The sequence below is a fragment of the Variovorax sp. 22077 genome, from assembly GCF_052044195.1.
In the GTDB taxonomy this organism is placed as follows: Bacteria; Pseudomonadota; Gammaproteobacteria; order Burkholderiales; family Burkholderiaceae_C; genus Variovorax; species Variovorax atrisoli.
On the sequence record NZ_JBQEQC010000012.1, the window covers coordinates 99,509 to 112,155 of the forward strand.

A 12,647-nucleotide genomic window follows, 5' to 3' on the forward strand; every position below is an offset into this window, starting at 1 on the left:
TCCCCCAGGCTTCGCGCACTTCGTGTCGCTTCGCCAACCCCCTCGCCGGGGGGCAACACCTGAGGCCCGGCAAAGCCGGTTCCTCGGTGTTCCCCGAAAGGACCGGCCCGGTTTTGGATTGATTAAAAGATGACGCTTTCAGATTCCACTTCGTCGCCTTCGGGCGCTCCCGTCGTCACCGGCATGCGCGTGGTCCCGGTCGCGGGCCACGACAGCATGCTGATGAACCTGAGCGGCGCCCACGGGCCGTTCTTCACGCGCAACCTGCTGATCCTGACCGACAGCGCCGGCCACACCGGCGTGGGCGAAGTGCCCGGCGGCGAGAAGATCCGCCAGACGCTGGAGGACGCGCGCGAGCTCATCGTCGGCCAGCCGATCGGCCGGCACAACGCGGTCCTCAACAGCATGCGCAGCGCCTTCGCCGGCCGCGACAGCGGCGGGCGCGGCCTGCAGACCTTCGACCTGCGCGTGACCATCCACGCGGTCACGGCCGTCGAGGCCGCGCTGCTCGACCTGCTGGGCCAGTTCCTCGAAGTGCCCGTGGCGGCCCTGCTCGGCGAGGGCCAGCAGCGCGATGCGGTGCAGATGCTCGGCTACCTCTTCTACGTGGGCGACCGCAGCAAGACCGATCTGCCGTACGAAAGCGACCCCGGCGCCGACAACGACTGGTTCCGCCTGCGCCACGAGGAGGCGATGACGCCCGAGGCCATCGTGCGCCTGGCCGAGGCCACGCATGCGCGCTACGGCTTCACCGACTTCAAGCTCAAGGGCGGCGTGCTGCGCGGCGAGGAAGAGGTCGAGGCGATCCGTGCGCTGCACGAGCGCTTTCCGAAGGCCCGCGTCACGCTCGACCCCAACGGCGGCTGGCTGCTGCAGGACGCGATCCGCCTGTGCCGCGACCTGCATGGAGTGATGGCGTACGCCGAGGACCCATGCGGCGCCGAGGGCGTGTTCTCCGGCCGCGAGGTGATGGCCGAGTTCCGCCGCGCCACCGGCCTGCCCACCGCCACCAACATGGTCGCCACCGACTGGCGCGAGATGGTGCACAGCCTCTCGCTGCAGTCGGTCGACATCCCGCTGGCCGATCCGCATTTCTGGACCTTGCAGGGCTCGGTGCGCGTGGCGCAGCTGTGCCAGGCCTGGGGCCTGACCTGGGGTTCTCACTCCAACAACCACTTCGACGTGTCGCTCGCGATGTTCACCCACGTGGCCGCCGCGGCCCCCGGCAAGGTGACGGCCATCGACACGCACTGGATCTGGCAGGACGGCCAGCGCCTGACGAAGGCGCCGCTGCGCATCGAGGACGGCTTCGTGAAGGTGCCCACGCGCGGCGGCCTGGGCGTGGAACTCGACATGGACGAGGTCGAGAAGGCGCACCAGCTGTACCTGAAGCACGGACTGGGCGCGCGCAACGATGCGCAGGCCATGCAGTACCTCATCCCGGGGTGGACCTTCGACAACAAGAAGCCCTGCATGGTGAGGTAGAGAATCACCCCCAGGCTTGCCCACTCCGTGTGGCCGCCAACCCCCTTGCAGGGGGCAATACCTGCGGCCCGGCAAAGCCGGTTCCGCGGTATTCCCGTAATGACTGGCGATTCTTCGAACCGTATTGAAAAAGGACCCAACATGCAGAACTTCGACAACCTCATCGGCGGCGAATGGCGTGCAGGCGCCGGCTACAGCCCCAACGTCAATCCGAGCAACCTGTCCGACGTGATCGGCCGGTACACGCAGGGCGATGCCTCGCACGTCGATGCGGCCGTAGCCGCCGCCACCGCAGCCTTCCCGGCCTGGGCCACCGGCAGCGTGCAGGCGCGCTCAGATGCGCTCGACAAGATCGGCAACGAGATCCTCGCGCGCAAGGAAGAACTGGGCACGCTGCTCTCGCGGGAAGAGGGCAAGACCAAGGCCGAGGGCATCGGCGAGGCCGCGCGCGCGGGCTACATCTTCAAGTTCTTCGCGGGCGAGTGCCTGCGCCTGTCGGGCGAGGTTCTGCCTTCGGTGCGGCCGAACATCGGCGTGGAGATCACGCGCGAGCCGGTGGGCGTGGTCGGTCTCATCACGCCGTGGAACTTCCCGATCGCCATCCCGGCCTGGAAGATCGCGCCCGCGCTGGCCTTCGGCAACTGCGTAGTGCTCAAGCCCGCCGACCTCGTGCCGGGTAGCGCCTGGGCGATCGCGGAGATCATCAGCCGCTCGGGCATTCCGGCCGGCGTGTTCAACCTGGTGATGGGGCGCGGCAGCGTGATCGGCAATGCGCTGGTCAACCACCCGGGCATCCACGCGATCAGCTTCACCGGCTCGGTGGGCGTGGGCCGCAACATCGCGGTGCAGTGCGTCACCAACCACAAGAAGGTGCAGCTCGAGATGGGCGGCAAGAACCCGCAGGTGATTCTTGACGATGCCGACCTCGCACAGGCCGTGGAGCTGAGCGTGCAGAGCGCCTTCTACTCGACCGGCCAGCGCTGCACCGCGTCGAGCCGGCTGATCGTCACCGAAGGCATCTATCCGAAGTTCATCGACGCCATGAAGGAACGCATGGCGAAGATCAAGGTGGGTGACGCGCTCGCGCAGGGCACCGACATGGGCCCGGTCTCGTCGAAGTCGCAGCTCGACCAGGACATGGAATACGTCGCCATCGGCAAGAGCGAAGGCGCGACGCTGGCGGCCGGCGGCGAGCTGCTGAAGCTGGAAACCGACGGCTACTACATGTCGCCGGCCCTCTTCAGCGAATCGGCCGCCACCATGCGCATCAACAAGGAAGAGATCTTCGGCCCGGTGGCCAGCGTGATCCGCGTGAAGAACTACGAGGAGGCACTGGCCACGGCCAACGACACTGAGTTCGGCCTCTCGGCCGGCATCGCCACCACCTCGCTGAAGTACGCCACGCACTTCAAGCGCCACAGCCAGGCCGGCATGGTGATGGTCAACCTGCCGACGGCGGGCGTGGACTACCACGTGCCTTTCGGCGGCCGCAAGGGCTCGAGCTACGGTCCGCGCGAGCAGGGCCGCTATGCGCAGGAGTTCTTCACGACGGTGAAGACGGCCTACACGCTGGCCTGAGCTTCAGCGTATCGGTAACGGGCTGCCGGACGAAGAGGGCGCGGAAGGAATACCCGAAGAGATGTTTCGGGGTTCCTCTGCGTTCGGCTGTCCGCTCCCGCATCAAGGCGGCGATGAAGAGGGTGGTGCCCGGCGGCGCCTGCGCATCAGGTATTCGATGAGTTCGAAGACGCCTTCGCTCAACAGCGCCAATGCCGCGGCCGGCAGTGCGCCTGCCACCAGCAGTTCGCGGTCGTTGAGGGCCAGGCCCGTGACGATGCGTTCTCCGAAGCCGCCTGCGCCGATGAAGGCGGCGATGGTGGCGGTGCCGATGGCGATCGCGGTGGCGGTGCGCACGCCGGCCAGCAGGGTGGGCAGCGCGAGCGGCAGCAGCACCAGGCGAAGGCTCTGCGGCGGTGTCATGCCTAGGGCCGTGCCGGCGAGGCGCAGGCCGTTGGGCACTTCGGCCAGGCCCGTCACCGTGTTGCGCATGATCGGCAGCAGCGAGTAGAGGGTGAGCGCGATCAGCGCCGGCAGCGCGCCGATGGCGCCCAGCATCGAGATCAGGACGGCCAGCAGCGCCAGCGAGGGCACGGTCTGCAGCAGGCTCGCGAAGCCCAGCACCACGGCACGCAGCCGCACGTGCGGAAACACCAGGATCGCGATCGGCACGCCCACGAGAATCGCGATGCCCACCGACAGCGCCACCAGCAGCAGGTGCTGCCGCGCGAGCTTCCACAGGTCGGGGCCGAACAGCTTGGCGACGAAGCCGCGGCGTGCCTCCGGCGGCTGCGCATTTGCCGAGCCCCTGGAGGTGCTGGAGATGAAGTCGCGTGCGATCTGGTCGAAGGGCACGCCTTGCAGTTCGGCGCGCGCATTCATCGCGATCATGGCGTGCTCGTCGACCTTGCCCTCCAGCGCCTGCAGCGCGGCCCAGGCCTTGGGCAGCCGTCTGGGCAGGTCGAGCTTGTAGAGCACCACGGCGTCGTAGCGCGGGAAGTACTTCCTGTCGTCCTCCAGCACGCGCAGGCCCAGGTGGTCGATCTTGGCGTCGGTGGTGTAGATGTCGATCACGTCGATCTGCTTGGCGGCCACCGCGTCGTAGGCCAGGCCGTGGTCGAGGCCGGTGGGCGCCTGCGTGAAGCCGTAGCGCCCGGCCAGGCCCTTCCAGCCGTCGGCACGGCCGATGAATTCGTTCGAGAGGCCGAACTTCAGCTCGGGGTGCTTCGCCAGGTCGCTCAGCGTGCGCAGGCCCAGCCGGTCGGCATCGGCGGCGCGCACCGCGAGCGCGTAGCCGTCGTTGAAGCCCAGCGGAATCGCAACGCCCAGGCCCATCGGCGCGAGTGCGGCGTTCATCTCCTCTCGCGTGCCCGCGGGTGTGCCCTTGAGGATTTCCTGTGCGATGGTGCCGGTGTATTCGGCGTAGAGGTCGATGGCGCCCGAGCGCAGGGCCTCGTAGACGATGGCCGTGTTGCCCAGCCCTTGGCGAACCACCGGCGGCGTGGCCGTGTGCGGTGCGGCAGTCTGCGCCAGCAACTCGGCCAGGATGTACGACTCGGTGAAGCGCTTGGAGCCGACGCGCAGCGTCTCGTCTGCCGCCCGCGCGGCGCCGCAGACGGCAAGCCACGCGAGGGCGATGAGCAGGGCGGCGCGCGCGAAGATGCGTAAGCTGCGGGGCAGGTGCATCCGGGCCAGTGTATAGACAACGCCTCGTCGCGCGTACCCGTCGATCTCCTACAAACCCTGGCGTGCGGTGCCGATGGGGCCGGCGGCCGTCCGGGGCCAAAGTGGCCAGCGATGAAGAAAAAGACCCCACCCGCGAGCGACGACAACCTCCCCGGCCCCAACGTCCATGGCCTGCGCGAACTGCCCGGCCTGCAGGTGGACGGCTACAGCCTCCAGTTGCGCGACAAGGACGGCTTCGTCGGCGACCAGGCCAGCCAGACCGCCTTCCGCGAGCTGCTGGAACGCTGGCGCAAGCGCCGCCGCAAGAACGGCAAGGATCCGCTGGGGAGTTCGCACTCGCGCGACCTCTCGAAGAAGGTGCTCGACCGCGCGCTGAGCGAGAAGAAGGCGTCGGAAGCCACCGACCTGATGCACGTGGCCATCGAGGAATTCGCGCAGGAACTGGCCTTCGTGATCCAGCGCTTCATGCGCCAGCCCTCGTGGAAGAAGGTCGAGCGCATCGTCATCGGCGGCGGCTTTCCCGAGAGCGACGTGGGCGAGCGCGCCATCCTGCAGACCGGCGCCATCCTCGAGGAGATGGGCCTGCACGTGCAGATCGCGCGCCTGTCGCACGACGTGGACGACGGCGGCCTGATCGGCTGGGTGCACCTGGTGCCGCCGGCCATGCTGAAGGGGCACGACGCGATCCTGGCGGTCGACATCGGCGGCACCAACGTGCGCTGCGGCATCGTGAAGACGCGCCACCGCAAGGCACCCGACTTCTCGCTCGCGAAGGTGGTGCGGCGCGAGAAGTGGCGCCATGCCGACGAGGGCCCCAACCGCGGCGGCATGGTCGATCACATCGCCTACATGCTGCAGGACATGATCCTCTACAGCGAGCGCAAGAAGATCCGGCTCGCTCCTTTCATCGGCATCGGCTGTCCGGGCCTCATCCGGCCCGATGGCTCCATCGCGCGAGGCGCGCAGAACCTGCCGGGCGACTGGGAAGGCCATGCCTTCCACCTGCCCAGCCAGCTGTGGCGCCGCATGCCGATGATGGGCTCCGGCCCGACGCTGGTACTGATGCACAACGACGCAGTGGTGCAGGGCCTGAGCGAGCTGCCCTTCATGCGCGACGTGCGCCACTGGGGCGTGCTGACCATCGGCACCGGGCTGGGTAACGCGAGCTTCACCAACAGGTACTGACGCAGGCAACGACCGGCAGCTGCCGACCGAGCGGGCGGCCGCCGCCCATGGCCTAGAGGTCTTCCGGACGCAGACCCTCGATGCGCATGGCGGCAGACGTGCTGGCCACGTTGCCCGCCGCGTCCGTCGCGCGAACTTCGACGTTCGCCCCGCCGGGCCGCTTCGGCGTCCAGGCGCACACGTAAGGGGCGGCGTGCAGGGCGCAGGCCGTCCTGCCATCGACGATGAACTTCACCTCGGCCACGCCGGCGTTGTCGGATGCATTGGCGGCGAGCCGCGCAGCCGTGCCCGCTGGCACGCTCGCCGGCACCGTCAGGGCCACCGCCGGCGGCACGGTGTCCGAGGGCGGGTTGACGATCACGTTGGCCGCGGCCACTGCCGTGTTGCCGGCCGCATCGAGCGCGATCACGCGGATGGTCTGCATGCCGGGGGCGCCGGGCGTCCAGCTGCAGGTGAAGGGCGGGGCGGTGAAGGTGCAGATCGGAATGCTGTCGCGGCCGACGACCTTCACGCCGACGATGCCCACGTTGTCGACCACCGCCGGCGCGATGACGGTGAGCTGTCCCACCGTGGCCATCGAAGGGGCCGCCACCGACACGGTGGGCGGCGTCGCGTCGGGGCTGCCGAGCGCGAGGTCGATGGTGAACATCGGCTGCCCCTGCACCGCCTTCTGGTCGAAGGCGTCGAAGATGGTGAACCAGGTCGCGCCGGGCGCACGGTTGGCTGCGCGCGCCTTCACCAGCAGCGTGGTCTTGCCGACGGCGAAGCAGCTGAAGCCGCAGTCCCAGTCGAACTGGTAGCGGCCCGAGGCGTCGGCCACGCCGGTCGACAGCATCACCAGCGGCTTGCCGAGTCCCGGGTTGCGCCACACCGAGACCTGCGCGCCGGCCAGGGCGGCGCCGGTGTCGCGGTCGGTCACGCGCACCTGGGTGGCGGTGGTGCCCGCCATGAACTTCGAACTGCCGAGCTTGGGCCAGTCGGTCCAGTCGGTATTGATGTTGGCCCGCGTGCCTTCGGTGAAGCGGATCATCTCCAGCGTTGCCACGCGGTTGGCGGCCGGGTCGCGGCGCTGTTCGAAGACGGTGCCCAGCAGCGGGTCGAGCCGCCAGTGCTGGCGGCTCCACCAGTAGCGGTCGCCGTCGCTGGCGAGCGCGAGGTCGGTGACGGGTGCGACGCCGGTGGTGTCGGCCACGGCGACGCTGTTGTAGTACTCGCCGGAGCCCGCGCCGAACACATGCTCCAGCTCGTGCAGCAGGGTCTTGAGCTGGCGGGCGAGGTAGTCCTTCTCGGTGGACTCGGGCGCGCCCGGCGTGGGTGCGCGCGACAGGCGCAGCGGGTCGTGGATGGCGATCCAGTTCAGGTTCCAGGCCACGCCCTTCTGCGGAAAGGTCCAGCTGGTGGAGAGCCCGCCGTGGCTGTAGCCGCGCGTGGATTTCGAGACGCAGACCACCACCTCGCCATTGACCAGGCCGTTGTAGCTGCACTGCGGCGCATTGGCGGGCGCTGTCAGCTGCAGGTCGGCGGCCGGGTCGAAGGAGAAGCTGCGCACCGTCTCGCGCGTGAAGACGGTGTTGACGTCGGCCACGTACTGCGCGAGCCGGCGGGCGGCTTCGGCCGGGCCGATGTCGGCGGCCAGCTCGGGGTCGACGATGAACTTCAGGCGGTGGGTGCTGGGGGGAGCGCGGCCGATCTCGTCCAGGGCGGCGAAAGCGGTACCCGGCATTCCGGAAAGCGCGAAAAGCGTTGTCCAGAGCAGCAACGCCGGATTTGCCAGATTCGCCAGGGCACGCAGCGAGAAGAAAGCTCGCATCGGTTTTCCCCGGGATCGGGGCGCAAGACTCCAACGAACGGCGCCCGGGTCGGCCTCGTGAAAAGCCGCATCCGAGCGGGCTACCCCGCCAGGCAGGGGGTGCCGGGAGATCCGTCAGCGTCCATTCCGGGGTGAGCCGGTCAGGCGGGAAGGCTTGTCAATCCCCGAAACCGGTAGGTATTTTAGTGTGCTTGTTCAATTGGTTTCAATTCTGTTGCATCTGTACATCCTGGATTACAGACCTGCACTGGCACCGGGCGCCTAGAGCTGGAAAGCAACAGTGAGCAGCAGCCCCTCGGCCACGTCGCGCAGCAGCCCCGGCCGCCGCGCGCGATAGGGCTCGCCGGCCGATGCGGTGGTCTCGATCCACTCGGCCAGCCAGTCGATGTGGTCCTGCCCGTAGAACACGACCGCAGCCTCGTGGTTGAGCAGCAGGCTGCGCAGGTCGAGGTTGATCGATCCGCACATGGCGAGCTCCTCGTCCACCACCACCGCCTTGGCGTGCGCCATGAAGGGCAGCATGCGAAAGCTCACGCCCGCTCGCGCCAGGTCGCGCATCGCGCGTGCGCGCACGAAGTCGGCCAGCCGGTGGTTGGAGCGCGCGGGCATCGCGATGGTCACCTGCACGCCGCGGCGCGCGGCCAGCCGTAGGGCGTCTCGCAGGCCGTCGCCGGGCACGAAGTAGGGCGTGATGGCGAGGATGCGGTGCTCGGCGCGGAAGCAGGCGTCGATCAGCAGCGCATGCGCCGTGTCCTCCGTCTGGTCGGGGCCGCTCGGCAGGAACTGGGCCATGGCGCTGCCAGGGCCTTCCGCGTCGGGCGCGGTGATGGCGCGGGGCTTGCGGCTGCGCACCGAGGCCCAGTCGTGGTCGAACTGGCGCGCCGCGGCGGCCGCCACGCTGCCGCGCAGGTCGAAGGAGAGATCGAGCCAGGCCTGCGGGTGCCTGTCGTTGCCGGTGAAGTACTCGCCCGCGAGGTTGCGTCCGCCCGACCACAGCCAGCCGTCGTCGGCGATGGTGAACTTGCGGTGGTTGCGCAGGTTGCGCGGGCCCATGCGGCGCAGGCTGAAGAAGGGCCGGAACACCGCCACTTCGCCGCCCGCCGAGCGCAGCCGGTCGAAGTGATGGCGCGGCAGCGACAGCGCGCCGAAGCCGTCGAGCAGCACCCGCACCTTGATGCCTTCTCGCGCGCGCTGCGCGAGCCGCTCGAGCACCGAGTGGCCCAGCACGTCGTCGCCGATGATGAAGGTGCATACGTCGATGCGTTCGCGGGCGCCATCGATCACCTCCATCAGCGCCTGGCGCGCGGCCTCGCCGTCGGCATGCATGCGGATCGCGCAGGGCCCCGGCGGCGCGAGGCCGAAGCTCTCGATCAGGTCGGCCGCCCAATGGCCCGGCGGCACCGAGCGCGGCGGCCGCGGCGAGCCCGCCGGGCGCAGCTTGCGCTGGCCGAACAGCAGGTACATCGGCAGGATGAAATAGGGCATCAGCACCAGCCCCATGACCCAGGCGATGGCGGTGGTGGGGGCGCGCTGCTCTCGGCGCGCGCGCGTGGTCAGCACATAGACCAGCAGGGCGAAAGTGACGACGAGAAAGTGCTGCGAGGGAGTGGGCAGCCAGTCGAACTCTTTGGTCGGCATGAACCGATGATGCCTGAGCGACGGACGCGCCGCGCCCAGTGGCCCTTCAGCGTTGCAGGAAGGCGGGGACGCCGCGTCCCTGCGAGGCGAGGAAACGCATCATCGGCTCGACCACCGCGCGCACGGCGGGCCTGTCGCCCACGCGCGTGCGCCATGCGAGCAGCCGGGGCGTGGCATCGGTCATGCCCGCGCCCTTGCGGTCCGCGAAGATGCAGGCCATGTAGAAGGCGATGTCGGCGAACGAGTAGGGGCCCGCAAGGTACTCGCGCGTGGCGAGCAGGCCTTCCATCTCTTCGTAGAAGCGGGCGCAGCCGGCGCAGGCCGCGATCGCGGGGGCGCTCTGCATGGCCTCCTGCAGGCCGAAGAGCTTGATCACGTTCGGGAAGAAGACCTCGTCCGACTTCTGCTCCAGCTGCCGCGCGCGGGCCCGTTCCGCGATGCCCCGGGGCCACAGCGCGGGGCTGGGATAGCGGTCTTCCAGGTACTCGAAGATCTGCGTCGAGTCGAAGAGCGAGACCTCGTCGTCGACCAGCACCGGCACCTGCTGCTTGACGGGATTGACCCGAAGCACCTCGGGGTGCTTGGGCTCGTAGTGGTCGCCTTCGATGAAGGGCACCATGACCAGCTCGAACGGCACGCCTTTCTCGCGTGCCGCGATCTCGACCTTGGCGCCGAACATGCTGAGGGGGCCTGAATAGATTCGCGTCATTGCGCTTCCTCCATTGCGTCGCTTGACCCGCTGCGCATGAAGTCCTGCCGGCCTGTTCGAGGAACACCGTGGAACCGGCTTTGCCGGGCCACCGGTGTTGCCCCCGGTGAGGGGGTGGGCGAAGCGACACGAAGTGCGCGAAGCCTGGGGGTGAGTCTTTTCATGCCCCCGACTTCAACAGAAACGGCGGGTCAGGTCGAGCCCCAGACCTCCTGCGCCGTCTCGACCACCAGGCGCAGCTTGTTGCGCTGCGCTTCCACCGCGATGTTGTTGCCGTGCACGGTGCTGGAGAAGCCGCACTGCGGCGACAGCGCGAGCTGGTCGAGCGAGGCGTACTTGGCGGCGTCCTCGATGCGGCGCTTGAGCTCGTCCTTGTCTTCCATCTCGCCGAACTTGGTGGTCACGAGGCCGAGCACCACGGTCTTGCCCTTGGGCAGGTAGCGCAGCGGCTTGAAATCGCCAGAGCGGGCGTCGTCGTATTCCATGAAGTAGGCGTCGAGGTCCATCTCCTTGAGCAGCGCTTCCGCCACGGGCTCGTAGTTGCCGGCGGCGGCGTGCGTGCTCTTGAAGTTGCCGCGGCACAGGTGCATGGCCAGCAGCATGCCCGGCGGCTTCTGCGCCACCACCTTGTTGATGAAGGCGGCATAGCGGTGGGGCAGCTCGTTGGGGTCGTCGCCGCGCTTGCGGGCGGCTTCGCGCATGTGCTCGTCGCACAGGTAGGCGAGGTTGGTGTCGTCCATCTGCACGTAGGTGCAGCCGGCGGCGGCCAGGGAGCGCAGTTCGTCGCCGTACGCCTTGGCCACGTCGTCGTAGAAGGCCGGGTCGAGCTCGGGGTAGGCGTCCTTGCTGATGCCGGCGCGGCCGCCGCGGAAGTGCAGCATGGTCGGCGAGGGGATGGTCACCTTCGGCGTGTTGCCTGCGGACACCTGGCTCTTGAGGTACTGGAAGTCGGCCAGCTGGATGTCCTTGACGTGGCGGACCTTGTCGATCACGCGCATCGCGGGCGGGGCCAGCTCCTCGGTGCCATCGGGCTTGCGGATGGTGACCGGGATGTCGGTCTTCACGCCGCCGAGCTGGTCGAGGAAGTCGATGTGGAAGTACGTGCGGCGGAACTCGCCGTCGGTGATGCTCTTCAGGCCGATGTCTTCCTGGAACTTGACGATCTCGGTGATCGCCTTGTCCTCGACGAGGCGAAGCTGCTCGGGCGTGATCTCGCCCTTGGCCTTCTGCTCGCGTGCTTCGAGCAGGTACTTGGGGCGCAGGAAGCTGCCCACGTGGTCGTAGCGGGCGGGCAAGGCGGCGTGCTGTGTCATGGATGGCTCCGTCGTGATCGTGATCTGGGGAAACGAACGGAGCATCGTATCGCCATCGAAACCACGATGACTGTATACAGCGGCCTCGGTGTTTACCCTCGAATCGATCGAAAACGCTGGAAATTTCACCGTTTCTGTATACATTGAGTATTCATGAAAACGCCCACGACCGCCTTCCCCCTGAACGCCTGGTACGCCGCCGCCTATGACGTCGAAGTGCGACACACGCTGCTGCCACGCACCATCTGCAACCAGAAAGTGGTGCTGTTCCGTCGTACCGACGGGCAGGTCGCCGTGCTCGAGGACGCCTGCTGGCACCGGCTGATGCCGCTGTCGCTCGGCCGCCTCGAAGGCGACGAGGTGGTCTGCGGATACCACGGCCTCGTCTACAACAGCCAGGGCCGCTGCATCCACATGCCCAGCCAGGAGACGCTGAACCCCTCGGCCTGCGTGCGCAGCTTCCCGGTGGCGGAGAAGCACCGCTTCGTGTGGATCTGGCCCGGCGACCCGGCCAAGGCCGACCCGGCGCTCATCCCCGACATGCACTGGAACGACGACCCCGCCTGGGCCGGCGACGGCAAGATGATCCGTGTCCACTGCGACTACCGCCTCGTCGTCGACAACCTCATGGACCTGACGCACGAGACCTTCGTGCACGGCTCCTCCATCGGCAACCGCGAAGTGGCCGAGGCGCCCTTCGTCGCCACGCACGGCGACCGCTCGGCCACCGTCACGCGCTGGATGGAGAACATCGATCCGCCGCCTTTCTGGGGCAGCCAGATCCGCCATGCGCGCGGCTACACCGGCAAGGTCGACCGCTGGCAGATCATCCGCTTCGAAGGCCCGTGCACGGTGAACATCGACGTCGGCGTGGCCGAGGCCGGCAGCGGCGCGGTGCCCTCCGACGGAAACCCCGGCGACCGCAGCAAGGGCGTCAACGGCTACGTGCTCAACACCATCACGCCAGAGACCGACAAGACCTGCCTCTACTTCTGGGCCTTCGCGCGCAACTACTGCCTGGGCGAGCAGCGTCTCACGCACGAGCTGCGCGAAGGCGTCTCGGGCATCTTCCGCGAGGACGAGCTCGTGCTCGAAGCTCAGCAGAAGGCCATCGACGAGCACCCGGACCACCAGTTCTACAACCTCAACATCGACGCCGGCTCGATGTGGGCACGCAAGCTCATCGACCGCATGATCGAGAAGGAGAAGCCCGCGCGCGCGGCGATTCCGATCCGTCCGGCCCAGAAGGAGGCCGCGTGAGCCG

At 68.3% G+C, this 12,647-nt stretch carries 9 protein-coding genes; 4 read left to right on the top strand and 5 right to left on the bottom strand.

Translation table 11 applies throughout. The features are described 5' to 3' along the window. The first annotated feature begins 129 nt into the window (after positions 1-129). Both gudD and ACTJLF_RS18590 read left to right on the top strand, forming a co-directional pair. Complete coding sequence (gene gudD / locus ACTJLF_RS18585) at positions 130-1,485, top strand: glucarate dehydratase (protein ID WP_019655833.1); 1,356 nt, start codon at positions 130-132, stop codon at positions 1,483-1,485. Between the two features lie 141 nt (positions 1,486-1,626). Then, positions 1,627-3,063 (top strand): aldehyde dehydrogenase family protein, encoded by a 1,437-nt coding sequence (locus ACTJLF_RS18590; protein WP_132751707.1) that lies wholly within the window; start codon positions 1,627-1,629, stop codon positions 3,061-3,063. A gap of 102 nt (positions 3,064-3,165) precedes the next feature. Here the strand turns inward: ACTJLF_RS18590 and ACTJLF_RS18595 are convergent, their stop codons facing one another. After that, the gene (locus ACTJLF_RS18595; RefSeq protein WP_132751706.1) at positions 3,166-4,728 is read right to left on the bottom strand and encodes an ABC transporter permease/substrate-binding protein; all 1,563 of its coding nucleotides are present in this window, start codon (positions 4,726-4,728) and stop codon (positions 3,166-3,168) included. A 111-nt stretch (positions 4,729-4,839) separates the two neighbouring features. Between ACTJLF_RS18595 and ACTJLF_RS18600 the strand changes: the two genes are divergently transcribed. Then, positions 4,840-5,913: an ROK family protein gene (locus ACTJLF_RS18600; RefSeq protein WP_132751705.1), complete on the top strand. Its 1,074-nt coding sequence runs from the start codon at positions 4,840-4,842 to the stop codon at positions 5,911-5,913. A gap of 52 nt (positions 5,914-5,965) precedes the next feature. Here the strand turns inward: ACTJLF_RS18600 and ACTJLF_RS18605 are convergent, their stop codons facing one another. From ACTJLF_RS18605 to ACTJLF_RS18620, 4 genes are all read right to left on the bottom strand, one after another. After that, on the bottom strand, positions 5,966-7,636 hold the full coding sequence (locus tag ACTJLF_RS18605) for an Ig-like domain-containing protein (protein WP_440883671.1): 1,671 nt from the start codon (positions 7,634-7,636) through the stop codon (positions 5,966-5,968). 348 nt (positions 7,637-7,984) lie between these two features. Then, positions 7,985-9,361 carry a phospholipase D-like domain-containing protein gene (locus tag ACTJLF_RS18610; protein ID WP_019655838.1) on the bottom strand — a complete coding sequence of 459 codons (1,377 nt, stop codon included), beginning with the start codon at positions 9,359-9,361 and terminating at the stop codon, positions 7,985-7,987. A 46-nt stretch (positions 9,362-9,407) separates the two neighbouring features. Continuing rightward, on the bottom strand, positions 9,408-10,070 hold the full coding sequence (locus ACTJLF_RS18615) for a glutathione S-transferase family protein (protein WP_019655839.1): 663 nt from the start codon (positions 10,068-10,070) through the stop codon (positions 9,408-9,410). A 191-nt stretch (positions 10,071-10,261) separates the two neighbouring features. After that, a complete protein-coding gene (locus tag ACTJLF_RS18620; protein WP_132751703.1) occupies positions 10,262-11,383 on the bottom strand; it encodes a 5-methyltetrahydropteroyltriglutamate--homocysteine S-methyltransferase in 1,122 nt (373 codons plus the stop codon). Between the two features lie 153 nt (positions 11,384-11,536). Between ACTJLF_RS18620 and ACTJLF_RS18625 the strand changes: the two genes are divergently transcribed. Then, positions 11,537-12,643, top strand: a complete 1,107-nt coding sequence (locus ACTJLF_RS18625; RefSeq protein ID WP_019655841.1) for an aromatic ring-hydroxylating dioxygenase subunit alpha — start codon at positions 11,537-11,539, stop codon at positions 12,641-12,643. The last annotated feature ends 4 nt before the right edge of the window (positions 12,644-12,647 follow it).